At 74.8% G+C, this 22,228-nt stretch carries 19 protein-coding genes; 9 read left to right on the forward strand and 10 right to left on the reverse strand.

Going from position 1 to position 22,228, the window contains the following annotated elements; genetic code table 11:
* Positions 1–111: 111 nt before the first annotated feature.
* Entirely contained in the window at positions 112–801 is a 690-nt protein-coding gene (locus AB0F01_RS15970; RefSeq protein ID WP_362095112.1) for a peptidoglycan recognition family protein, read from the forward strand.
* A 137-nt stretch (positions 802–938) separates the two neighbouring features.
* Here AB0F01_RS15970 and AB0F01_RS15975 read toward each other — a convergent pair whose 3' ends face one another.
* From AB0F01_RS15975 to AB0F01_RS16005, 7 genes are all read right to left on the reverse strand, one after another.
* Positions 939–2,324: a nucleobase:cation symporter-2 family protein gene (locus tag AB0F01_RS15975; protein ID WP_362095115.1), complete on the reverse strand. Its 1,386-nt coding sequence runs from the start codon at positions 2,322–2,324 to the stop codon at positions 939–941.
* Positions 2,325–2,685: 361 nt separating this feature from the next.
* The gene (locus AB0F01_RS15980; protein WP_362095116.1) at positions 2,686–4,065 is read right to left on the reverse strand and encodes an 8-oxoguanine deaminase; all 1,380 of its coding nucleotides are present in this window, start codon (positions 4,063–4,065) and stop codon (positions 2,686–2,688) included.
* A 121-nt stretch (positions 4,066–4,186) separates the two neighbouring features.
* Positions 4,187–5,143 (reverse strand): factor-independent urate hydroxylase, encoded by a 957-nt coding sequence (pucL, locus tag AB0F01_RS15985; RefSeq protein WP_362095119.1) that lies wholly within the window; start codon positions 5,141–5,143, stop codon positions 4,187–4,189.
* 6 nt (positions 5,144–5,149) lie between these two features.
* Entirely contained in the window at positions 5,150–5,554 is a 405-nt protein-coding gene (gene uraH, locus AB0F01_RS15990) for a hydroxyisourate hydrolase (protein WP_362095122.1), read from the reverse strand.
* Between the two features lie 7 nt (positions 5,555–5,561).
* Positions 5,562–6,071: a 2-oxo-4-hydroxy-4-carboxy-5-ureidoimidazoline decarboxylase gene (uraD, locus tag AB0F01_RS15995; RefSeq protein ID WP_362095125.1), complete on the reverse strand. Its 510-nt coding sequence runs from the start codon at positions 6,069–6,071 to the stop codon at positions 5,562–5,564.
* A 235-nt stretch (positions 6,072–6,306) separates the two neighbouring features.
* Complete coding sequence (locus AB0F01_RS16000) at positions 6,307–6,678, reverse strand: helix-turn-helix domain-containing protein (protein ID WP_362095127.1); 372 nt, start codon at positions 6,676–6,678, stop codon at positions 6,307–6,309.
* Positions 6,675–6,926, reverse strand: a complete 252-nt coding sequence (locus AB0F01_RS16005) for a hypothetical protein (RefSeq protein ID WP_362095129.1) — start codon at positions 6,924–6,926, stop codon at positions 6,675–6,677. Before AB0F01_RS16005 ends, AB0F01_RS16000 begins: the two co-directional genes overlap by 4 nt.
* 357 nt (positions 6,927–7,283) lie before the next feature.
* Here AB0F01_RS16005 and AB0F01_RS16010 point away from each other — a divergent pair, with 357 nt between their 5' ends.
* The 4 genes from AB0F01_RS16010 to AB0F01_RS16025 all read left to right on the forward strand — a co-directional run bounded on the left by AB0F01_RS16010 (position 7,284) and on the right by AB0F01_RS16025 (position 10,771).
* On the forward strand, positions 7,284–8,141 hold the full coding sequence (locus AB0F01_RS16010; protein WP_362095132.1) for a TIM barrel protein: 858 nt from the start codon (positions 7,284–7,286) through the stop codon (positions 8,139–8,141).
* Between the two features lie 76 nt (positions 8,142–8,217).
* Positions 8,218–9,108 (forward strand): 2-hydroxy-3-oxopropionate reductase, encoded by an 891-nt coding sequence (locus AB0F01_RS16015; protein WP_362095135.1) that lies wholly within the window; start codon positions 8,218–8,220, stop codon positions 9,106–9,108.
* A gap of 524 nt (positions 9,109–9,632) precedes the next feature.
* A complete protein-coding gene (locus AB0F01_RS16020; RefSeq protein ID WP_362095138.1) occupies positions 9,633–9,869 on the forward strand; it encodes a hypothetical protein in 237 nt (78 codons plus the stop codon).
* Positions 9,870–10,039: 170 nt separating this feature from the next.
* Positions 10,040–10,771, forward strand: coding sequence for a TIGR04222 domain-containing membrane protein (locus tag AB0F01_RS16025; protein WP_362095140.1), 732 nt, complete (start codon positions 10,040–10,042; stop codon positions 10,769–10,771).
* Positions 10,772–11,253: 482 nt separating this feature from the next.
* Here AB0F01_RS16025 and gcl read toward each other — a convergent pair whose 3' ends face one another.
* Positions 11,254–13,038 carry a glyoxylate carboligase gene (gene gcl / locus AB0F01_RS16030; RefSeq protein WP_362095143.1) on the reverse strand — a complete coding sequence of 595 codons (1,785 nt, stop codon included), beginning with the start codon at positions 13,036–13,038 and terminating at the stop codon, positions 11,254–11,256.
* Positions 13,039–13,306: 268 nt separating this feature from the next.
* Between gcl and AB0F01_RS16035 the strand changes: the two genes are divergently transcribed.
* Both AB0F01_RS16035 and AB0F01_RS16040 read left to right on the forward strand, forming a co-directional pair.
* On the forward strand, positions 13,307–13,942 hold the full coding sequence (locus AB0F01_RS16035) for a hypothetical protein (RefSeq protein ID WP_362095145.1): 636 nt from the start codon (positions 13,307–13,309) through the stop codon (positions 13,940–13,942).
* 42 nt (positions 13,943–13,984) lie between these two features.
* The gene (locus AB0F01_RS16040; RefSeq protein ID WP_362095148.1) at positions 13,985–14,509 is read left to right on the forward strand and encodes a GNAT family N-acetyltransferase; all 525 of its coding nucleotides are present in this window, start codon (positions 13,985–13,987) and stop codon (positions 14,507–14,509) included.
* A gap of 122 nt (positions 14,510–14,631) precedes the next feature.
* Here the strand turns inward: AB0F01_RS16040 and AB0F01_RS16045 are convergent, their stop codons facing one another.
* Complete coding sequence (locus tag AB0F01_RS16045; RefSeq protein ID WP_362095151.1) at positions 14,632–16,305, reverse strand: AMP-binding protein; 1,674 nt, start codon at positions 16,303–16,305, stop codon at positions 14,632–14,634.
* Between the two features lie 506 nt (positions 16,306–16,811).
* Between AB0F01_RS16045 and AB0F01_RS16050 the strand changes: the two genes are divergently transcribed.
* Together AB0F01_RS16050 and AB0F01_RS16055 are read left to right on the forward strand one after the other, a co-directional pair.
* Positions 16,812–19,622 (forward strand): AAA family ATPase, encoded by a 2,811-nt coding sequence (locus AB0F01_RS16050; RefSeq protein ID WP_362095154.1) that lies wholly within the window; start codon positions 16,812–16,814, stop codon positions 19,620–19,622.
* Positions 19,623–20,074: 452 nt separating this feature from the next.
* Complete coding sequence (locus AB0F01_RS16055) at positions 20,075–20,866, forward strand: serine protease (protein WP_362095157.1); 792 nt, start codon at positions 20,075–20,077, stop codon at positions 20,864–20,866.
* A gap of 191 nt (positions 20,867–21,057) precedes the next feature.
* Here AB0F01_RS16055 and AB0F01_RS16060 read toward each other — a convergent pair whose 3' ends face one another.
* Positions 21,058–22,182 (reverse strand): winged helix DNA-binding domain-containing protein, encoded by a 1,125-nt coding sequence (locus AB0F01_RS16060; protein ID WP_362095160.1) that lies wholly within the window; start codon positions 22,180–22,182, stop codon positions 21,058–21,060.
* Positions 22,183–22,228 lie beyond the last annotated feature (46 nt).

Consider the following 22,228-nt stretch of genomic DNA (forward strand, 5'->3'; position numbering starts at 1 on the left):
GCATGGGCATCGAGTGGCTGCGCCGCCACCTCGGCCCCGGCTACCGGATCCACGAGATCGAGAGCCGCCGCCTCCCCCCACCCTCTCCCCTCCCCCGACCGAGGAGTGATCGTGCCCTCCCAGCACCCGTCCCCGCCTTCCCCGCGCGCCTCCCGGCGCCGGCTGCTGCTCGCCGGGGCGGCGGGCCTCGCCGCCGCGACCGCCGTCACCGCGCTGCCCGGCACCGCCCTGGCCCGTGGTGCCCAGGCCGTCGAGCCGGACATCGACTCCACCGCCGCCTGGAACGCACGCGCCCCCAAGGGCACCATCGGCGTCCTGCAGTACCGGCCGAGCCGGATCGTGATCCACCACACGGTCAGCACCAACTCCACCGACTTCTCCCGGACCCAGGCACACGCCCACGCCCACTGGGTGCAGGACCTGCACCTGGACAAGAACGGATGGGCGGACACCGGTTACCACTTCCTGGTCAGCCGGGGCGGCTGGATCACCGAGGGGCGGCACGGCAGCCTCCAGGCGCTGCGCGGCGGCCGGACCTTCGTGCTCGGCGCCCACACCTCGGGGCAGAACAACCACGCGATCGGCATCGCGAACGAGGGCGCCTACCACGCGGGCGCGGTGCCGCCGGCCGCCCAGTGGGAGGTGCTGGTGGCGCTGTGCGCGTACACCTGCGCGCAGTACGGCATCCCGTCCGCGCAGATCTACGGCCACAAGGACTACGGCACCACCCAGTGCCCGGGCGTCTACCACGACATGCTGCCCCGGCTGCGTGACGAAGTGGCGGCGGCCCGGGGCGCGTGATCCGGACGGCGGGGCCCCGGGAGGCGGGGTTCACCGCCGTACGCGCCGGTCCCGGCCGCCTCCCACGGGGCCGGTCGAGGGCCTCGCCCGCGCCGGGACGGCGGCGCGGGGGCGGCTGACGGCGGGGCGCCGGTGGGTCACGGGACCGCCGGGGTCCCCGCCTTCGTGATCTCCTCGCCCGGCTCCATGGGGTGGGTGACGTCGGCGGTGCCGCCGCGGCCGGTGCCGAGGTGGTTGAAGACGACGTTCAGCAGGACCGCCACCACGCAGCCCGTGGAGATGCCGGAGTCCAGGACGATCCGGGCGGTCTCCGGGAAGGAGTGGTAGAACTCCGGCGCGCTGACCGGGATCAGGCCGACCGCGAGCGCGACGGCCACGATCAGGACGTTGTTGTCCTTCTCCAGCCCCGCCTTGACCAGGCTCTGGATGCCGCTCGCCGCGACCGAGCCGAACAGGACCACGCCGGCCCCGCCGAGGACCGGGCGGGGCACGACGGCGATCAGCGAGGCGGCGACCGGGCAGAGCCCCATCAGGACGAGGAAGCCGCCGCCGACGGCGACCACGTACCGGCTGCGGATGCGCGTCATCGCGACCAGGCCGATGTTCTGGGCGAAGGCGCTGCACATGAAGCCGTTGAACAGCGGGCTCAGGGCGGAGCCGAGGGTGTCGGCGCGCAGCCCGGCCGCGATGGTCCTCTCGTCCGCCGGGCGGTCGACGATCTCCCCCAGGGCCAGCATGTCGGCGGTCGACTCGGTCATCGACACGACCATCACCACGCACAGCGAGACGATCGCGGCGAGCTGGAACTGCGGTGCGCCGAAGTGGAACGGCTCCGGGAAGCCGACGACGTCCGCCTCGGCGACGGCGGAGAAGTCGGTGACGCCGAACGGGATCGCGAGGAGCGTGCCGGCGACCATGCCGAGCAGGATGGCGATCTGCTTGACGAAGCCGCGGGTGAAGCGGCGCAGCAGAAGGACGATGACGAGGGTGGCGGCGGCGAGGGCGAGGTTGGTCGCCGAGCCGTAGGCCGGCGCGGCGGGGTCGTCCCCCTGTGCCCAGCCGAAGGCGACGGGCAGCAGGGAGACGCCTATGAGGGTGATGACGGTGCCGGTGACGACGGGCGGGAAGAAGCGGACGGCCTTGCTGAAGAAGGGCGCCGCGAGGAAGCCGAGCAGTCCGGCGACGATGACGGCACCGAAGATGACCGGCAGGGCGTCGTCCTTGTCGCCGGTGGCGGCGACGATCGCGGTCATGGGGGCGACGCCGGCGAAGGTCACGCCGTTGACGAAGGGCAGCCGGGCGCCGATCCGCCAGATGCCGAGGGTCTGCAGGAGGGTGGCGAGGCCCGCGGTGAACAGGCAGGCGCCGGTGAGGAAGGTGAGCTCCGTGCCGGTGAGGCCGATGGCCGCGCCGACGATCAGGGGTGGGGCGACGACTCCCGCGTACATGGCGGCCACGTGCTGGAGGCCGGTCGTCGCCATGGTGAGCGCGGGCAGTTTCTCGTCGACGGGGTGGTCGGCCACTGCGGTTCTCCTCCGGTCGGTTACACGGCAGCGGTGGGTGCTGCCGCGGGTGTCAAGGAGGTGGTGCGGGCGGGCGGGCGGGATGAGCTGTGCGGCGGACGGGCCCGTGTGCGGCGGGCAGGGGGCATCGCCCGCCCGGGTCGTGGCCGGGCGGGAGGGGAGGAACCGGGTGGACGGACGGCCTCGGGGGTGGGAGGCCGGGGACGGGAGGCGGGGGTGGGAGGTCGGGGGTGGCCGTCCCCGGGGCGGGCGCGGACGCGCGGTCCCGGGGACGGCCGCCGCGGACCCGGCGGGGGTCCACGGTCACCGGCCGGGAGCCGTCCCTCCCGGCCGGAGACTTCGGGGGCGCGCGCCGTCCGGCTCAGTCGCCGGCGGCGATCCGGGCCAGGCGCTGCGCCTCGGTGCGGGTGGAGCGGGCGATCTCGTCCTCGTCGACGGTCAGCAGCCGCCCGTTCTCGACGATCTGACGGCCCTGCACGAAGGACGCGGTGACCGGGGCCGCCGCGCCGAGGACGAGGGCGGCGACGGGGTCGGCGATGGAGGCGTGGGCGAGGGTGTCCATCCGCCACAGCACCAGGTCGGCCAGCTTGCCGGGCTCCAGGGAGCCGATGTCGTCCGCCCGGCCGAGGACCCGGGCTCCGCCGTACGTGCCGAGCCGCAGGGCCTGACGGGCGGTCAGGGCGGCCTCGCGGTGCGGGCCAAGGCGGTTGACGAGCAGAGCGTTGCGCAGTTCGGTGTGGAGTTCGCCGGACTCGTTGGAGGCGGTGCCGTCCACGCCGAGACCCACCGGGACGCCGGCCGCGAGCAGGTCGGGGACGCGGGCGATGCCGGCGGCGAGGCGGGCGTTGGAGGAGGGGCAGTGGGCGACGCCGGTGCCGGTGCGGGCGAAGGCGTCGATGTCGGAGTCGTTCATGTGGACGCAGTGCGCCATCCACACGTCCTCGCCGAGCCAGCCGGTGGACGCGAAGTAGTCGGTCGGGCCCATGCCGAACAGTTCGTGGCAGAACTTCTCCTCCTCCACGGTCTCCGAGCCGTGGGTGTGCAGGCGCACGCCGAGCCGGCGGGCCAGTTCGGCCGCGTCCCGCATGAGGGCGGTGGAGACGGAGAAGGGCGAGCAGGGCGCCACGGCGACCTGGGTCATGGCGTCGGAGGAGGCGTCGTGGTGGCGGCGGACCGTTTCCTCGGTGGCGGCGAGCGCGTCGTCGAGGGTCTCGACCGCGAAGTCCGGGGGCAGCCCGCCGTCCCTCTCACCGCGGTCCATGGAGCCGCGGGCGAGGGTGAAGCGGACTCCGGTCTCCCGGGCGGCGCCGATGATGGCCCCGGACAGGTCGCCGGTGCCGCGCGGATACACGTAGTGGTGGTCCATGGCGGTGGTGACGCCGCCGCGGGCCATCATCGCGAGCGAGCCCCGCGCCGCCGCGCGCACCATCGGCTCGTCGAGGCGCGCCCAGGTCGGGTAGAGGGCGACGAGCCAGTCGAAGAGGTTGTGGTCGGTGGCCAGGCCCCGGGTGAGCCACTGGTAGAAGTGGTGGTGGGTGTTGACCAGACCCGGGGTCGCCAGGTGCCCGGTGGCGTCGATCCGGCGGACGACGTTCTCCAGGTCCGCCGGGGCGGGGCCGGCGCCCAGGGACTCGATGCGGTGGCCGGCCAGGACCAGGTGCCCGGAGGCGTACTCGGTGTCCTGGGCGTCGACGGTCGCGATCGCCGCGTTCTCGATGACGATGCGCTGGACTGCTGCCATGGTGCGTCCTTTTCGCGTACGGAGAGAGGGCACGGCAGGACCCGGGGAGAGTTGAGTGCCGTGGCCGGGGGCGGGCGGTCCGCACGGGTTCCCCGGCCACGGGTGCCGAAATGCGGTGCGGTCAGAGGTTGGTGAGGTCGACCGGGATGAGCGCCTCGGCGCCTTCGCGCAGCACGGTGGCCTCGATCAGGCCGTAGGGGCGGTCGGAGGCGAAGTAGACGGCCGAGTCGGCGGTGTCGTTCTTCATCCCGAAGGGCTCCAGGTCCACCAGGAAGTGGTGGCTGTTGGGGAGGGAGAAGCGGACCTCGTCGATCTCGTCGCGCCGCTCGATGATGCGGGCGCCCATCTCGTAGAGGGTCTGCTGCAGGGAGAGCGAGTAGGTCTCGGCGAACGCCTCCAGCAGGTGCCGGCGGGTCTCGGCGTAGGACTCCTCCCAGTCGGGCATCGGCTGCGCGTCGTCGGTCCAGCCGAAGCGCCAGCGGGCGGAGACGGAGGTGGCGAGGATGCGGTCACGGGTCTCCGGGAGGGTGGTGTAGCGGTCCTTGACGTAGCCCCAGAACTCGGAGTCGGTGGAGTTGAGCACGGTGAGGTCCGTGAGGCCGGAGACGACCTCCCAGCGTTCGCCGTCGTAGGTGACCTGGGTGAGGCGGGTCTCCTGGCCCGTGCGGACGAAGGAGTGCTCGCCGCGGTCGGTGCCGGGGGCGGCGATCCGCTCCCAGGCGTACTCCTCGACACGGATGCGGGCCCGGTGGATCGGCTCCTGCGAGGTGACGAAGTGCCGGGCGAGGTGGACGGCGAACTGCTCGGCCGACTCGATGCCGTGTTCCTTGGCGAAGGCGAACACGGTGTTCTTGGTGGTGTCGGTCGGCAGGACATTGGCGTTGGAGCCGGAGTAGTGGACGTCGTCCATGTCGCCGGAGAGGGCGACGGAGACGTTGAGGTCCTTGATGTGGTGGGTGTCGCCGTCGCGGGTGATGCGGACGACGCGGTTCTCCGCCTTGCCGTACTGGTTCTGGCCCAGGACCGCGGTGCGGGCCGGGGACGTGGCGGGGCGGTCGGGTCGGGGTGTGGCGGCCATGGTCTGCTAGCTCCCTCGGTATACGGAGTAGCCGAACGGGCTGAGCAGCAGCGGTACGTGGTAGTGCTCGCCCGGGACGACGGCGAACGTGACCGTCACCTCCGGGAAGAACACGGCCGATCCGCTGTCCCGGTGCGCGGGGGCGTCCTGCTGCGCGACGGCTTGTTTCTTCGCCTGCTGTTCGAGGTACGGCTCCACGGCGAAGTCGAGCCGTACGTGGGTGGTTCCCTCCGGCAGGGCCGGCAGGTCCTTGCACCGCCCGTCCGCGTCGGTGGCGGAACCGCCGAGCGCCTGCCACCGCGCCTCCCGCCCGGCGCGGGCGGAGAGGTGGACGGCGACGCCCGCGGCGGGGCGGCCGGCGCTGGTGTCCAGGATGTGCGTGGACACGGATGCGGTGGTCGTGGTGCTCATGGCTGCGTCAATCCTCCGCGACGAGTCGGGCCAGTCGGATGCGGTTGATCTTCCCCAGTTCGGTGCGGACGGTCTCCCGCTCCTTCTCGGGCGGGTTGCCGAGCCGCCGGCGGACCGCGTCCCGCATCTGCTCGCCGGTCAGGCCGGTGGCGCAGATGAGGAAGACGTGGCCGAACCTCTCCTGGTAGGCCAGGTTCAGTTCCAGCATCTCCGCCTTCAGCCCGGCGGGGGCGCCGGACATGCCCGCCTGTTCGCGGGTGGAGGCCGGATCACCCGGCTCGGGGCGCCCTATCGGGGGGTGCCCGGCCATCGCCTCCGCGAGGTCCGCCGCCGTCAGCTCGGCCATGGCGGCGTCGCTTGCGGCGTACAGGTCCTCGGGGGTGGCGTAGGGGCGGGCGGCGAGCAGGTGCCTGCCCCAGGCGGTGGAGGCGCAGATCCTCAGGAGTGCGGCGCGGGCCGCGCTCTCGTCGAGGGTGTTGAACCGGGCCAGACCCTGCGGCGTGTCGGTGGACGTCACGGGAGCCTCTCGGGGGCCGCGCACGGCCGTGGTGCCGAACGCGGGCATCGTGCGGAACGGGCGGGGCGCCGGGCCGGTGGATGCCGGCCGGGCGTGCCGACAGTGAACGCCGCCCCGCACCGCACGTCAACAGTTTGTTGAAAATTCGCGGGGCGGACGCCCGGGGCCGGGACCGGCCGCGACCGTCAACGCCCAGGTCAGGACGGGTCGGAAGACCGCCGTGATCCGCCCGGGCTCAGGTGCCCTTCTCGCGGTTGAGGTAGTTGTAGACGGTGAACCGGCTGACGCCGAGCGCGCTCGCCACGGTCTCCACGCCGTGCCGCACCGCGAAGGCGCCGCGCGCCTCCAGCCCCCGGACGATCTCCTGCTTCGCCTTGCGGTCCAGCTCCGCCAGCGGCCGGCCCCGGCGGCGTTCCAGCGCGGCCAGGATGTGGTCGAGGGAGTCGGCCAGCTGCGGCAGGCGCACGGCGACCACGTCGGCCCCCTCCCAGGCGAGCACCACGTCGTCGGGCCCGGCCTCGTCCGGCGGCAGCAGTTCCCCGCCGATCGCGTCGATCAGCGGCTTGACGGCCGCGATGAACGGTTCCTCGGCCGCCGCGCCGGTCATTCCCCGGCCTCCCCGATCACGTTGACCTGGAGCGACACGCGGGTGGCCCCGGCGGCGAGGGTGCGGCGCAGCAGGGCGTCGACGGCACCGAGCACGGCGTCGGCGCCGCCCTCCACGGTGTTCCCGAACGGGCCGACGTCGACCGCGTCCAACGCCGCGGCCTCGACGGTCTCGCGGGCCACCACGGCATGCTCCGGCGCCTCGTCGAGGTCGAAGGGCTCGGTCGTGAACTCCACTCTCAATCGCACGCGCCCAACCTAACCCGCACCGGGCGATCCGGGCCCCGGGCGGCACCCGCTCCCTCCGCCCGCCGCCCACACCCGCACCCGCACCCGCACGCCGAGCCGCCTCCGCCGGCCTGCGGGACCCGCCGGGCCCACCGGCCGCGGATCCCGCGCTTCCTTCCCGGATCCCTCTTGACAAGCACCCCGACGCGACTGCACTCTTCCAATGTGCAGAAAACAACTTCCACATAGCGGAAGTCAGTGCCATTGACGCCACCGAGGCGTCCCGACAGGCCCCCGATCGCCCCGTCGGCCCCGCGTCTGCACCCCCGTCCCGCCCACGTCCCCCCGACGTCCCGACCACGGAAGGGAGCGGCCCCGATGCCGGGTTTCGACCGGAGTACAGCCGCCGACCAACGCTTCAGCGTCAACCTGTCGATGCTGTTCACCGAACTCCCGCTCCTTCAGCGCCCCGCGGCGGCGGCCGAGGCCGGGTTCACCGCCGTCGAACTGTGGTGGCCCTGGACCGACACCCCCACGCCCGACCGGTCCGACCTCGACGCGCTGCGCACGGCCATCGAGCGCTCAGGTGTCCGCCTCACCGGCCTGAACTTCTACGCCGGGCAGCTGCCCGGCCGCGACCGGGGCGCCCTGTCGGTGCCGGGTGAGGAGTCCGAACGGTTCCGCGCCAACCTCGACGTGGCCGCCGACCTCGCCGGCTCCCTCGGCTGCACGGCCCTCAACGCGCTGTACGGCAACCGCGTCGACGGCGTGGACCCGGCCGAGCAGGACGCGCTCGCGCTGGAGAACCTCACCCTGGCGGCCCGGGCCGCCGACCGGGTCGGTGCGGTGCTGCTGATCGAGGCGCTCAACGCGCCCGAGTCCCCGCACTACCCGCTGGTCTCGGCGCCCGCCGCGGTCGAGGTCGTGGAGAAGGTCAACGCGGCGACGGGACTGGGCAACGCGCGGTTCCTGATGGACCTGTACCACCTGGCGATGAACGGGGAGGACCTCCCCGCGGTGATCGACCGGTACGCCGCCCTCACCGGCCACGTGCAGATCGCCGACAGCCCGGGCCGCGGCGCCCCCGGCACCGGGACGCTGCCGCTGGCGGACCTGCTCGGGCGCCTGGCAAGGGCGGGCTACACGGGCCTGGTCGGGCTGGAGTACAAGCCCGGCGGCCCCACGAGCGACCGGTCCTTCGACTGGCTCCCGCCCGAGGCCCGCGCCGCACGCTGAACACCCCGGGGACCGGCGGCGTCGCCCGCGGCCGGACGAGCGCCCACGCACTGACAGACGCAGAGAGGCAACCCCTATGAGCACGCTTCCCAAGGTCGCCTGGATCGGACTCGGCATCATGGGCTCCCCCATGTCCGAGAACCTGGTCGAGGCGGGCTACCAGGTCACCGGATACACCCTGGAGCAGGCCAAACTGGACCGTCTGACCGCCGCGGGGGGCACCGCCGCCGGATCGGTCGCCGAGGCGGTGCGCGACGCGGACGTCGTCATCACGATGGTGCCGGCCTCCCCCCAGGTCGAGGCCGTCGCCTACGGCCCCGACGGCATCCTGGAGAACGCCCGCCCCGGGACGCTGCTGATCGACATGTCCTCGATCACCCCGCAGACCTCCGTCGACCTGGCCGCCGCCGCCCGGGAGAAGGGCGTCCGGGTGCTAGACGCCCCGGTGTCCGGCGGTGAGGCCGGGGCGGTGGAGGCGGTGCTGTCCATCATGGTCGGCGGTGAGCAGGCCGACTTCGAGGAGGCCCGGCCGCTGCTGGAGACCCTCGGCCGGACCATCGTGCTGTGCGGTCCGCACGGGTCGGGGCAGACCGTGAAGGCCGCCAACCAGCTCATCGTGGCCGTCAACATCCAGGCGTGCGCGGAGGCCGTGGTCTTCCTGGAGAAGTCCGGCGTGGACCTCAAGGCCGCGCTGGAGGTCCTGAACGGCGGACTGGCCGGCTCCACCGTGCTGACCCGCAAGAAGGACAACTTCGTCAGCCGCGACTTCGCGCCGGGCTTCCGCATCGACCTGCACCACAAGGACATGGGCATCGTCACCGACGCGGCCCGCACGGTCGGCGCCGCACTGCCCGTCGGCGCGGTCGTCGCCCAGCTGGTGGCGAGCCTGCGCGCACAGGGCGACGGCGGGCTGGACCACTCCGCCCTGCTGCGGGCGGTCGAACGGCTGTCCGGCGCGGCGGCCTGACCCCGCGCCCTCCCGGTCCCCGGGCGGTGCCGGTGCCGTCACCTGTTGTGTCGCGCCCGGGCACCGGCACCGTCCGGATCCCCCTTCTTCTCCCCACCCCGGCCGTTCCACCGGAACGGCACCCGAAGCTCGCGTACGGCCTCTGACGGGAGGTCGGGACCGTACGCGGCCCGCGCGGACCGCGCCCCCGCCCCCGACGAGGGGCCGGGACGGAGTCCGCCGGGCGGGACGGGGACCCGCGGTGGCGTGCGAGCCAGTGCGGTGGTGAAGGCCGCCGGCGCCTCTTCTTCGACCTGAGGGGAGGGGCACCGGTGCCGTCGCACCCGCCGCGGTCCCCGTCCGGAACGAGCACCCCCAGCCCCGTCCGGCGGCGCGAACGTTCCGTCGCGCCCGGCCTCGCCCGCCGGACGGACCCACCTCCCCACGGCCCCGGTGTGGACGGTCCCGCACCGGGGCCTCCCGCGTGCCCCGTCCCGTCCCCGCCCCGGGGTGCGGACCGGGCCGGGGCGCAGCAGCCTGGAGACATGGCACCTCCCACCGAGCGGCCGCACGTCGTGGTCCACGCGCCCGGCCTGGACGGCTCCCGCCGCGTCACCGCGGGCGACGAGACCCTGGGCCTCGCCACGCACGCCGACGACGTGAGCGAGATCCTGCGGCTGGCCGACCTGTACGTGACGGACGTCGAGAGCACCGACCTCGTCGAGTGGCAGGGCGGCGGACCGGACGACTGGCCCGGACTGTCCCACCCCCACACCCCCTGACGCGCCGCGTACCGCAGGGGTCGTAGGCGCGCTACGGCACCCTCAAATCAACCTCTGAACCCGGGACTTGGAGGGGTGGGCCGCCCCACGGGCCGGGAAGAACCCCGGTACGCGGGGCCCGTCGGCACGGGGGCGGCGGGCCCCGCCGGCACGGGAGTCGGGGGTGCTCCATGGGCGACGACGACGTCACGACGGTTCTCGGCACACCGCACGAGGTGGCGCTGCTGGGCGGTGGACCACGCGCCGCGGTCACGGTCGCCGTGGTCGCCCTGCACCTGCGGGGAGCGGTCGAGGCGGCCGCCCCCGGGACGTTCCGCGCGGTCCACGGGGAGGGCGAGCAGGGCCTGCCCGTTCTCCCGCCCCCGGATGCGGCGCCGGCCCCGCCGGACGGGCGGCCGGGCGCCGTGAGCCGCGCGGAGCGCGCGCGGTACCTGGAGAGCGCGGTGCACTCCTGCCTCCACGAGCCCTGCGGCCTCGCCGAGCTGGCCCGCCGTCCGGACGTCCGGTGGGCCGTGGCGGAGCTGCGCGTCCCGCTCGCCGAGGCGGGGCTGCTGCGCCTGCCCCTGCTGCGGCCGGCCCGGGCCGCCCGGCGGCACCTGCGCGCACTGCGCACGGCCCATCCGGTGCCGGCGAGCCGCCGCGGCCTGCCCGACCGCACCGTCCTGCTCGCGATCGCCCTGCACGGCGAGCCCGCGCTCCGGGCTCTGGTTCCCCGCTTCGCCCTGCGCACGGGCCTGGTCGAGCGGGTCCGGCTGCGGCAGGCGCCCCTCCTGCGGCGCAGCCTGTACGGGGGCAGGTGGGGCGGCGGATCCTCCGGCGTCGGGTTCGCCTGTGGCGACTACGGCGGATCCGGCGAGGGCGGAGGCGGAGGCTGTGGTGGCGGAGGGGGCGGCGGGGACTGAGCGCCGGGGCCGGGTGCGGGAGCCCGTGGAAGCGGGGTTTCAGGGGGCGGGGCCCCTTCAGCCGGGCTCCCCCGCCCGGCTGAAGGGGCGACCGGTCGGAGTACCCGGCCGTCGCGCACCCGCCGGACACCGGAAAGGGCCCGGCGCATGCGGCGAGCAGCGGGGCAGGACGGCAGCCCGCGGAAGCGCGCCCCGCGCCCGAGCACCCGGCGTGACGTCGTCCGGGCGGGGCGGACGGGCAGCGGGGAGCCTCGCGCCATCGGACGGCCGAGGGCGTGACGGGAGACGGGCGGTGGCCGCCGTGCGGGCAGACGACGGGCCGTCGGACGGGCAGGATGCGGCGCCGGGCCCGTCGGGCACGGCTCGGAACGGCCGCTCGGGGCGCCGGCCCGGCCCGACGGCTCGGGGCGGTGCCGGCCGTCCGGACACGCCGCCGGGCGGCCCGCCCCTCGCGGGGGAAGGGCCGCCCGGCGGCTCGGGGCTCAGACCTCCAGCGGCCTGACGGCCGTGGGCGCGTGCCCCGGTTCCGTCGCGAGGTCCTCGAACTCGGCGACCGCGCCGATGTCGTTCGTCGTCGACATCGCGATGTTCGTGACGCGTTCCAGGATCGCCTCCACGATGACCGGGACGCGGTGCTCCGCCGCGAGCTTCTTCGCCTGCTCGAAGGCCGCGCCCAGTTCACCGGGGTCGGTCACCCGGATCGCCTTGCAGCCCAGGCCCTCCGCGACCTTGACGTGGTCGACGCCGTAGACGCCCAGTTCGGGGCTGTTGACGTTCTCGAACTCCAGGTTGACCTGGAAGTCGATGTCGAAGGCCCGCTGCGCCTGGCGGATCAGGCCCAGGTAGGCGTTGTTGACCAGGACGTGGACGTACGGGATCCGGTGCTGCGCGCCGACCGCCAGCTCCTCGATCATGAACTGGAAGTCGTAGTCGCCGGACAGGGCGACCACCGGCGCGTCCGGGTCGGCCTTGGCGACGCCCAGCGCGGCGGGCACCGTCCAGCCGAGGGGGCCGGCCTGGCCGCAGTTGATCCAGTGCCGGGGGCGCTGCACGTGCAGCAGCTGGGCGCCCGCGATCTGGGAGAGGCCGATGGTGGAGACGTAGCGCGTCTCGGGTCCGAAGGCGCGGTTCATCTCCTCGTAGACCCGCTGCGGCTTGATCGGGACGTCGTCGAAGTGCGTCCGGCGCTGGAGGGTGGCCCGCCGGTGCTGCGCCGCCGCCGCCCACGCGGTGCGGTCGGGCAGGCGGCCCTCTGCGCGCAGTTGCTCGGCGGTCTCGATGAACAGGTCCAGCGCCGCGCGGGCGTCGGAGGTGATGCCGTAGTCCGGGGCGAAGATGCGGCCGATCTGGGTGGGTTCGATGTCGACGTGGACGAAGGTGCGCCCGGCGGTGTAGACGTCGATCCGGCCGGTGTGGCGGTTGGCCCAGCGGTTGCCGATGCCGAGGACGAAGTCGGACTCCAGGAAGGTCGCGTTGCCGTAGCGGTGCGAGGTCTGCAGGCCGACCATGCCGGCGTTGAGTTCGTGGTCGTCGGGGATGGCGCCCCAGCCCATGAGGGTGGGCACGACGGGGACGCCGGTCAGTTCGGCGAACCGGACGAGGAGGTCGGCGGCGTCCGCGTTGATGACGCCGCCGCCCGCGACGATCAGCGGGCGCTCGGCGGCGTTCAGCAGGGCGAGCGCCTTCTCGATCTGGGCGCGGGAGGCGGCGGGCCGGTGGACCGGCAGCGGCTCGTAGGTGTCGGGGTCGAACTCGATCTCCGTCTGCTGGACGTCGATCGGCAGGTCGATGAGCACCGGGCCCGGACGGCCGGAGCGCATCAGGTGGAACGCCTTCTGGAAGGCGCCGGGGACCTGGGCCGCCTCCCGCACGGTCATCGCCATCTTGGTGACCGGCGCGGCGATCGAGGCGATGTCGACGGCCTGGAAGTCCTCCTTGTGGAGCACGGCCGTCGGCGCCTGGCCGGTGATGCACAGGATCGGCACGGAGTCACCGGTCGCCGAGTACAGGCCGGTGATCATGTCGGTGCCGGCGGGGCCGGACGTGCCGATGCAGACACCGATGTTGCCCGGGGCGGCGCGGGTGTAGCCCTCGGCCATGTGGGAGGCGCCCTCCACGTGGCGGGCGAGGGTGTGGGTGATGCCGCCGGATGCCTTGAGCGCCGCGTAGAAGGGGTTGATCGCCGCGCCGGGGACACCGAACGCGTCGGTGACGCCCTCGCGCTTGAGGATCTCGACTGCCGCGCGGGCAGCGGTCATGCGAGCCATGGAGTTCTCCTGCTTCGGCCGTCGGATTCGCACTCCCGTCGCGCCCCGCGGTGAGCTCCTCCGGTGGGAACCTGCCCAACTTCCGCTTCCGTATTGCGGAAATCATCTTCTGCTATCTGGAATGAATGTAGGGCGGGCGCGCGAATCCCGTCAAGACGGCGGCGGGAAGCGGTGAGTACCGGAAAGCACCGGACACCCGGCGGCCGAAAGGAGCACGATGGGGCGATGGAGTGCCGGACCCGGGGGGCGGTCCGGGAACGGGGATCCCATGTCCGAGCAACTGAGGGTGCACTGTCCGGTCTGCCGCCGGGCGCACCGCTACACGGCACCGTCGTACCCGTGCGCCTGCGGCGCCCCGGTCGTGCCGCCGCTGGACCGCGCGCGGCCGGCCGTGCCGGTGGTGCACCGGGCCTGGCAGGAGGAGTGGGTCACCGTGCGGTGCCCCGCCTGCGGCCTGCCCGGCGAGTGGCCGCGTCCCCAGCTCGGCTGCCCGTGCGGGACGTCGCTGCGGATACCGGTGGCGGAGCACGGCACGGACGCGGAGCCCGACGGGCAGGTGCGGGACGCGGTCGCGGCGGCCGAGCGGTACCTGCGCCGCCTCGGCCACCGGGACGTCCGCCGCGTGGGCCGCCGCCCGCCGTCCGGGCTGTGGCTGACCGGCCCCGGGATCGTCGCCCGGGTCCACCCCGCGCCCCTGCCCGCGACGGAGCGGGACGTGGAGTGCCTGTGGCTGACGGCGATGGCCGAGTCCGCCCTGGGCGTGCACTTCTCCCGGGCGGGCCACACCGACGGCGCCCGGGCCCGCGGCGACACCCTCGCCGTCCCCCTGTTCCTCATCGACCGCGACGGCGTGCCGAGACCGGCGAACACCCCGGCCGACGACCTGGACGCCACCCGGGCCTGAAATCCCGGCGACGCGCGGGCCCGGGCGGCCGATACTCGACGGATGCGCATCCGTTCCGCCGCCCCCGGCGACCTGCCCGCGCTCCAGGACATCGAGCGGGCCGCCGGCGCCCCCTTCCGCGACGCCGGCCTGCCGGAGATCGCCGACGACGAACCACCCTCCCTCGGCATGCTGGAGCGCTACCGCAGGGCGGGCCGGTGCTGGGTCGCGGAGGACGGCCCGGACCGGCCGGCCGGCTACCTGCTGGCCGAACCGGTCGACGGCGCGCTGCACATCGAGCAGGTCTCGGTGCACCCCCGCGCCGCCCGCCGCGGGGTGGGCCGGGCGCTGATCGACCACGCGGCCGGGCGGGCGCGCGCGGAGGGGCTGACGGCGCTGACCCTGACCACGTTCGCCGAGATCCCGTGGAACGCCCCCTACTACGCCCGGCTCGGCTTCCGCGTCCTGGACCCGGACGAACTGCCGGACGGGCTGCGCCGCGTCGTCGCCGAGGAGGCGGAGGTCGGGTTGGCCCGGTGGCCGCGGGTGTGCATGCGGCGCGAGGTCGCGCCGCCGCCCGGGTCCTGAGGGCGGCGGCGCTCACCGCACGGCGGCGGCCCCCAGGCCGGCCCCGGGGGTGCCGCCGGGCAGCGGGGCGGTGGCGTGGGCGTACGGCGGGACGGCGGACGGCCTCCCCGGGGGCCGGGCCGTCAGCGGAAGTCCTCCTCGCGGTACTCGGCGGCGGAACCGGCGGCCGTGGCCTCGCGCAGGGCGATGCGGCGGATCTTGCCGGAGACGGTCTTGGGCAGGTCGCCGAACTCCAGGCGGCGGATCCGCTTGTAGGGGGCCAGGGTGCGGCGGGAGTGCTCGAAGAGGACCTTCGCGGTGTCCGGTCCCGGCTCCCAGCCCTCCGCGAGGACGACGTACGCCTTGGGCACGGCGAGCCGCAGCGCGTCCGGGGCGGGCACCACGGCCGCCTCGGCCACCGCCTCGTGCTCCAGCAGGGCGCTCTCCAGCTCGAACGGGGAGATCTTGTAGTCGGACGCCTTGAACACGTCGTCGGCGCGGCCCACGTAGGTGATGTAGCCGTCGGCGTCGCGGGAGCCGATGTCGCCGGTGCGGTAGTAGCCGCCCGCCATGGCCTCGGCGGTGCGGTCGGGGTCGCCGTGGTAGCCGGTCATCAGGCCGGCCGGGCGGTCGGAGAGGTCCACGGCGATCTCGCCCTCGGCGGCCCCGGGCGCGCCGGAGACCGGGTCGAGGAGCTCGATGCGGTAGCCGGGGCTGGGGCGGCCCATGGAGCCGGTCTTCAGGGGCTGCCCGGGGCTGTTGGAGACCTGCACGGCGGTCTCGGTCTGCCCGAAGCCGTCGCGGATGTCCACCCCCCACAACCGCCGGACCTGTTCGATGACCTCCGGGTTGAGCGGTTCGCCGGCGGCGACGACCTCGCGCGGCGGGGTGCGCAGCTGGGTCAGGTCGGCCTGGATCAGCATGCGCCACACGGTCGGCGGGGCGCAGAACGTGGTCACCGCGGCCCGGTCCATCTCGGCCATCAGCCGGCCGGCGTCGAAGCGCGAGTAGTTGTACAGGAAGACGGTCGCCTCGGCGTTCCAGGGGGCGAAGAGGTTGGACCAGGCGTGCTTGGCCCAGCCGGGCGAGGAGATGTTCAGGTGCACGTCGCCGGGGCGCAGGCCGATCCAGTACATCGTGGCCAGGTGGCCGATCGGGTACGAGGTGTGGGTGTGCTCGACGAGTTTGGGGCGGGCGGTGGTGCCGGAGGTGAAGTACAGCATCAGCGGGTCGTCGGCGAGGGTCGGCCCGTCGGGGGCGAAGTGCCCGGCCGCGCCGTAGGCGTCCTCGTAGGGCAGCCAGGCGGTGCTCGCGCCCTCCCCCACCGCGATGCGGGTGTAGTCGCCGGGCACCTCGTCGAACTTGGGGGTGTCGGCGGCGCGGGCGATCACGTGCCGGACGCGGCCCCGGTCGACGCGGTCGCGCAGGTCGGCGGCGCCCAGCAGCGGGGTGGCGGGGATGACCACGGCGCGCAGTTTCATCGCGGCGAGGGCGGTCTCCCACAGTTCGGCCTGGTTGCCGAGCATGACGAGCACCCGGTCCTCGGCCTGCACGCCCTGCTGGCGCAGCCAGTTGGCGGCCTGGTCGGAGCGGCGGGCGAGGTCGGCGAAGGACAGCCGGGTGGCGGTGCCGTCCTCCTCGGCCAGGTGGAGGGCGGTGCGGTCGTTGCCGTCCGCGATCACGTCGAACCAGTCGAGCGCCCAGTTGAACCGTTCGGGCCTCGGCCAGGTGAAGCCCGCGTGGGCGGTGGCGTAGTCCTCGCGGTGTGCCAGCAGGAAGTCGCGGGCCCTGCGGAACTCTTCGGTCGCCGTCGTCATCGATCCTCTCCTCCGTCCGGGCGGCCCGTGCGGGCCCCGGATCGGTGTCGGGAGCCCTGCGGCTCGTGTGCCCCCCGGTGCCGGACCTTGCCGGGCGGCTGTGGTCCATCGTGTAATCCGTGGTGCGGGTCCCACTACCCCCGAACGGGGGGCGGTGCGCTCGGACACCGCGGCGAAGGGGCGATCACGTGACGACGGACCCGGCGGGGGCGGCGGGCGTGGCCGAGATGCGCGGTGCGCCGGCCCGGCCGCGGCGGGCCACCGGGTCGTCGGCCGACGGGGAGGCCGAGGGCGCTTTTGGGCGGGCCGACGGCCGTCCCGGCCCGCGAGGCGGGGTGATTGCCGTAGGTTTGCGGTGATTTCCCGCCAGGGTGTTATTTCCGTGTGCGCGGCATTGGATTTTCACGGATGTCGCTGCACTGTTATTTCCCTCACCACGCCGTCCGTCCGAAATGAAAGAGTCGATTGCCTAATATTGGCCAGGACACGACACTCGGAGGGGAGCGGTGACCGTGCGAGGGGACCATAAGGAGCCTGCCAGGTGCCGCCCCGACCTGGTCATCGGCCGGGACGAGCTGTACGCGGACGCCCGCGGGCAGCTGGCCGACGGGGGCAGTGTGCTGCTCCACGGGCCCGCCGGAATAGGAAAGTCGACCGTGCTCCGGGCACTTGCGGCGGAAAACGCGGGCGGGGCGCGCACGGTGTTGCGGTGTTCGGCCACCGAGTCCGAATCCCATCTGCCGTTCCTGGCGCTCGCGGACCTGTTCGGTCTGGTCCTGGACCGCGTCTCCGCCGGGCTGCCCGCCGCCCAGCGCACCGCGCTGGAGTCGGCGCTCACCGGCCGCGGCGAGTCCAGCCTCCAGCGGGACGGGCTGGCGCTGCGGCTCGCCGTGCTGTCGACGCTGCGGGCGCTGGCCGCCGAGGGCCCGGTCCTCGTCGTCGCCGACGACCTGCAGTGGCTGGATTCGGCCAGTGCGGAACTCCTCGGCTTCGCCGCCCGACGGCTGGGCGACACCCCGGTGCAGATGCTGTGCGCGGTGCGCACCGAGGGCCAGGAGTACGACCGGCACCTGCGGGCCTGCCCGCCCGACACGCACGCCGTCCGGCTCGGACCGTTCTCCCGCTCCCAGGTCTCCGCACTGCTGGACCACCGCGGCTACACCGGGCTGTCCCGCTCCACCGTCCGCGACATCCACCGCACCAGTGCCGGCAACCCGCTGTTCGCGCTGGAACTCGGCCGGGCCCTCGCCGAGAGCCCCACCCGGCCCCGGCCGGGCGAGCCGCTGCCCGTGCCGACCTCGCTGCGGGCGCTGGTCCTCAGCCGCCTGGGCATGCTGTCCGACGAGGCCCGCCGCACCCTGCTGGTGGCCAGCGCCGGGGCGCGCCCCACGCTGGCACTGCTGCACGCGGCCGGGCGGGAACAGGCCGAGGCGGAGACCGCGCAGGCCGCCGCGCTCGGACTGCTGACCACGGACCCGGAGGATCCCGCGCTGCGCTTCGCGCACCCGCTGATCTCGGCGGCGCTGTACGCGGAGGCACCGGTGCACGAGCGGCGGGCCGTGCACACCGCGCTGTCCACGGCGGCCTCCGACCCCATCGAACGCGCCCGGCACCTGGCGCTGGCCACCACCGGCACCGACCCGGACGTGGCCGCCCGGCTCGCCGGGGCCGCCGCGCTGGCCCGGGACCGGGGCGCGCCGTCCGTCGCCGCCTCGCTCGGCCTGCTCGCCGCCCGGCACACCCCGGGCGACAGCACGCCGGGCCCGGACGAGCGGAGGTTGCAGGCCGCGGAGGACGCGATCATCGCCGGGGAGGCGGACCTCGCCCGGGACATCGCCCGGGAGGTGCTGACCCGGGCCACCGTGCCGGCCGAGCGGGTGCGGGCCTGGATGGTCGTCATCGAGGCGGCCGGGCAGGCGCTCGGCGAGGTCGACGCGGTCTTCCCGCAGGTCCTGGCCGACGCCGGTGACGACCCGCGGCTGCTGGCCCTGGTCCACTACCAGCTGGCGTGGCGGGAGCTGGTGGTGCACGGCGACTTCGACAAGGCCCGCCAGGAGGCCGCGCACGCGGCGGATCTCGCCGCCCGGGGCGAGGACCGGCGCACCGAGCTGATGGCGCTCGCCTTCCAGTCCTCCACCGAGACGCTGATGGGTCACCCGGACGCCGCCGCGACCGTCAAGCGGGCGCTGCGCGAACCGCAGGACCCGTACGTGGCCTGCCACCACAACGGGGCGGGGATGGCCCGCTTCCGCTGGCTGCTGATGAGCGACCAGCTGCCGCAGGCCCGCACCACGATCACCGGGCTGCTGCGCGAGGCGCGGCGGCGCGGCATGGTCGAGAGCGAGGTGCACTTCCTGCGCTTCCTCGCCGACACCGAACTGCGCACCGGGCACTGCGGCCGGGCCCTGGACCTGGCCCGCGAGAGCCTGCGGCTGGCCAGGGACTCCGGCATCGGCGAGGGGGCGTCGGCCATGCTCGCCTCCCTCGCGGAGGCGTCCGGCGGCGACGTGGACCGGGCGCTGGCGCTGGCCCGGGAGGCCGCGGACCACGCCGAGGTGGACGGCGACCAGATGTACCTCTCGCGGGCCCTGGCCGCCCTGGGCTACGCCCAGTTGGTCGCCGGGGAGGCGGCGGACGCGGTGCGCTCGCTGCGCCGGGTGCGGGAGCTGGAGCGGGGCATGGGCATCACCGACCCGGCGCGCGGGCGCTGGCACGGTGACCTGGCCGAGGCGCTGGTGCGCGTCGGAGAGCCCGCCGAGGCGCAGGACCTCATCAACCGCACCCGGGCGCACGCACTGCGCCTGGACCGTCCGGGCGTACTGGCGGTGCTGGACCGCGCGGAAGCGCTGGTGCGCGCGGCGCGGGGCGAACATCAGGCCGCCGAGGCGCTGTTGACCTCGGCCCAGGACCGCCTCGGCAAGCTGGGCTACGGGCTGGAGGAGGCCCGTTCGGCGTTCGTGCTGGCCCGGCTGCGCGCCCGCCGTCCCGGCGCGGTGGCCTACGAGGAGGCGGCCCGGCTGTTCCGTCGCTGCCGCGCCGTGCCGTGGCTGCGCCAGGTGGACGCGGCGGTGGCCGCCGGCCCGGTACGGCCGGAGACGGTCCCCCCGGCGGCCCCGGACGCGCTGGACGGCCTGGCGTCGATGGAACGGCAGGTGGCCTCGCTGGTGATGGAGGGGGCCACCAACCGGGAGATCGCCGGCCGGCTGTTCATCAGCGTCAAGACCGTCGAGGCGACCCTCACCCGCGTCTACCGCAAGCTCGGCATCCGCTCCCGCGTCGACATCGTCCGCCTGGCGGCGGGGCGCCGCACGCAGTAGCGGCGGTGCGGTCGACGACCCGTCAGAAGCCGCTGTGCCAGGGGCCGTTGCGGGTTGCCACCCGCGGCTGCCGGTGCGCGTGGCGGTGCCGCGGCCGGTCTCCGGACGGGCGGCGTCCCGGCCCCGTCCACCGCCCCTCCCCGGCTGCCTTCCCCCGCCGGCCTCCCCCGCTGCCGTCGCGGACTTCGCCGTGCACACGGGCGGGCCGCCCCGACGCCCCCGCCGCCCGCCGGGCGGAGGAACGGGCCCGCCGGCACCCTCGGTGCGGAGGTGGACCACCGAGGGTTTTCCCTGCCCCAACTCCCGTAGGGCGTTCCCTCATTGGGGGCGTGCGCCGGGGCTCGTAGCGTGAAACCGTGCCGCTCGCCGGGCACACGGGGGCCGGGTCACCGGACCTCGTGCACCACCCCCCACCCCGCGCGACCCCCCACCGGCAAACCCCGAGGAGAACCATGTCCGGGTTCACCCGTGCCAGGAGATCCGCCGCCGTCCTCGCGGCCACCGCTGCCGCCGCCGCGTCCGCCCTGCTCAGCGCCCCGGCCGCGAGCGCCGCGCCCCAGCCCGTCGTCGGCGGTACGACGACCACCACGTCCGCCTACCCGTTCATGATGCAGATCACCGACGCCTCGCAGGACCAGTTCTGCGGCGGCACGCTGGTCGCCCCGACGAAGGTCGTCACCGCCGCGCACTGCATGACCGGCGAGACCACGAACAGTGTGCGCGTGGTCGGCGGACGCACCTACCTCAACGGGACCAACGGCACGGTCGCGCGGGTCAGCCGGATCTGGATCCACCCGGACTACCGCAGCGTCACCCGGGGCGACGACGTGGCCGTCCTGACGCTCTCGACGCCGATGCCGTACGCCACGGCGCCGTACGTCTCCCCCACCGACACCTCGGTGTACGCGGCCGGGACGACCGCCCGCGTCCTCGGCTGGGGCACCACCCGCTCCGGCGGCACCTCCTCCAACCAGCTGCGGACGGCCACCGTGCCGACCGTGTCCGACAGCAGCTGCCGGACCTCCTACGGCTCGCGCTACGTGGCGAGCGACATGGTGTGCGCCGGCTACTCCTCCGGGGGCGTGGACACCTGCCAGGGCGACAGCGGCGGCCCCCTGCTGATCGGCGGACGGCTGGCCGGCATCACCTCCTGGGGCGACGGCTGCGCCGCGGCCGGCTCACCCGGCGTCTACGCCCGGCTGACCACGTTCTCCTCCCTGGTCACCGCGCAGGTCACCTCCTAGCCGCTCCGGCGCCCGGCGACACCGCCGGGCCGACAGACCAGGGGGCGTTGCGGGCTTCCACGAGCAGCCCGCAACGCCCCCTCTCCATTCCTACGGCGCCGCCCGGCGCGTCCGCGGGTCCACGCCGCCGTCCCGGCACGGCGGCACCCGCCCGCCCGCGCGGTCGGCGGCCGGCGGGGGCCCCGGCCGGATCAGGTCCGTACCGTCCCGAAGCCGATGTCGTAGGCACGGCCGGGATGCATCGTCCGCAGCATCCGCTCGGCCTCGGCCTCGACGTCGGCACGGCCGGCCCGGTCGAGCCGGCCGAAGGGTTCGACGACCAGGGCGTGGGCGTCGAGCCGCCAGACGCCGGCCAGGAAGCCGTCGACGAGGAGCGCGGGGTAGGCGGTGTTCACCCGCCAGTTGAGGCCCGCGTAGTCCGCCGGGACGACCCGGCAGCGGTCGGCGTGGGAGAGCAGCAGGTTGTCGAACTCGGGCAGGAAGCGGGGCGGCGCCGGGGTGCCGGGGTCGGGGCGGGGCGCGTCGGGAAGGTCGAACAGCTCGGTGCCCCGCTCGTCGCGGAAGGTCACCAGTCGGGGCCGCAGCCGTTCGAAGGCGGGGCTCAGCCGGGTGAGGCCCGCCCAGGTCTGCATGTCCTTCACGGAGGCCGGTCCGAAGGCGGCGAGGTAGCGCAGCACGGTCGCGTCGGGTGTCCGGGGCGCCGGTTCGGAGGGGCGTCCCAGCCAGCGCTCGGCGGTGGTGAGCACGACCTGCCCGCTGCGGCCCCACAGCCCGCGCGGGGTGATCTGGACCAGGGGCAGCAGGCAGCGGGCGGCGATGCCCAGGGCCTGCGGGTCGGCGTGCGGCCAGTGGACCAGGAGGGCCTCGCGCAGCTGCTTCATGGTGCGCGGCTCCGCCTCGACCAGCTCGCGGGCGACGGCCGCGAGGCGGTCGAGGTCGACGCCGGTGAGCCCCTTGCGGAAGAGCGCGAGCTCGCGTTCCCGGGCGGGCTGCACGAGGGGGCGCAGGGTGAGGCAGTCGTCGGCGGTGTGGGTGTGCAGGGTCGAGCGCAGGGTCACGATGCGGACGACCCGGCGCTCCGCCATCGGCCCGGACAGCGCCTCGGGCGTGAAGCCGTCGAGACGGGCGGCGAGCGCGTAGTACGGCGGCTTCACGTTCTGCGCCTGGAGGCCGACCAGGTGGCCCACCGCCGCCTCGGCCGACATCGCGGCCGGACGCAGCAGCAACTGCCGTGCGAGAGTGGCCCGGTTGAGGGCGCGGGGGCCGAGCACCGGGCCCGTCGGCGGAGTGGCGCCTCGCTCGCTCTTCGCGGTCATGCGGGCAGGCTAACCGGCCTCGCGGCCGGACACCGTCCGCGACGGG

The organism is Streptomyces sp. NPDC029526 (assembly GCF_040637405.1).
Lineage (GTDB): Bacteria > Actinomycetota > Actinomycetes > Streptomycetales > Streptomycetaceae > Streptomyces.

What these genes read in the sequence shown, in the direction of transcription:
- AB0F01_RS15980 (WP_362095116.1), bottom strand. Translation starts at nt 4,065, where the DNA reads ATGGCAGCAGTCCAGCGCATCGTCATCGAGAACGCGGCGATCGCGACC.
- pucL (WP_362095119.1), bottom strand. Translation starts at nt 5,143, where the DNA reads ATGGCCGCCACACCCCGACCCGACCGCCCCGCCACGTCCCCGGCCCGC.
- uraH (WP_362095122.1), bottom strand. Translation starts at nt 5,554, where the DNA reads ATGAGCACCACGACCACCGCATCCGTGTCCACGCACATCCTGGACACC.
- AB0F01_RS16000 (WP_362095127.1), bottom strand. Translation starts at nt 6,678, where the DNA reads ATGACCGGCGCGGCGGCCGAGGAACCGTTCATCGCGGCCGTCAAGCCG.
- AB0F01_RS16010 (WP_362095132.1), top strand. Translation starts at nt 7,284, where the DNA reads ATGCCGGGTTTCGACCGGAGTACAGCCGCCGACCAACGCTTCAGCGTC.
- AB0F01_RS16015 (WP_362095135.1), top strand. Translation starts at nt 8,218, where the DNA reads ATGAGCACGCTTCCCAAGGTCGCCTGGATCGGACTCGGCATCATGGGC.
- AB0F01_RS16020 (WP_362095138.1), top strand. Translation starts at nt 9,633, where the DNA reads ATGGCACCTCCCACCGAGCGGCCGCACGTCGTGGTCCACGCGCCCGGC.
- AB0F01_RS16025 (WP_362095140.1), top strand. Translation starts at nt 10,040, where the DNA reads ATGGGCGACGACGACGTCACGACGGTTCTCGGCACACCGCACGAGGTG.
- gcl (WP_362095143.1), bottom strand. Translation starts at nt 13,038, where the DNA reads ATGGCTCGCATGACCGCTGCCCGCGCGGCAGTCGAGATCCTCAAGCGC.
- AB0F01_RS16035 (WP_362095145.1), top strand. Translation starts at nt 13,307, where the DNA reads ATGTCCGAGCAACTGAGGGTGCACTGTCCGGTCTGCCGCCGGGCGCAC.
- AB0F01_RS16040 (WP_362095148.1), top strand. Translation starts at nt 13,985, where the DNA reads ATGCGCATCCGTTCCGCCGCCCCCGGCGACCTGCCCGCGCTCCAGGAC.
- AB0F01_RS16045 (WP_362095151.1), bottom strand. Translation starts at nt 16,305, where the DNA reads ATGACGACGGCGACCGAAGAGTTCCGCAGGGCCCGCGACTTCCTGCTG.
- AB0F01_RS16055 (WP_362095157.1), top strand. Translation starts at nt 20,075, where the DNA reads ATGTCCGGGTTCACCCGTGCCAGGAGATCCGCCGCCGTCCTCGCGGCC.
- AB0F01_RS16060 (WP_362095160.1), bottom strand. Translation starts at nt 22,182, where the DNA reads ATGACCGCGAAGAGCGAGCGAGGCGCCACTCCGCCGACGGGCCCGGTG.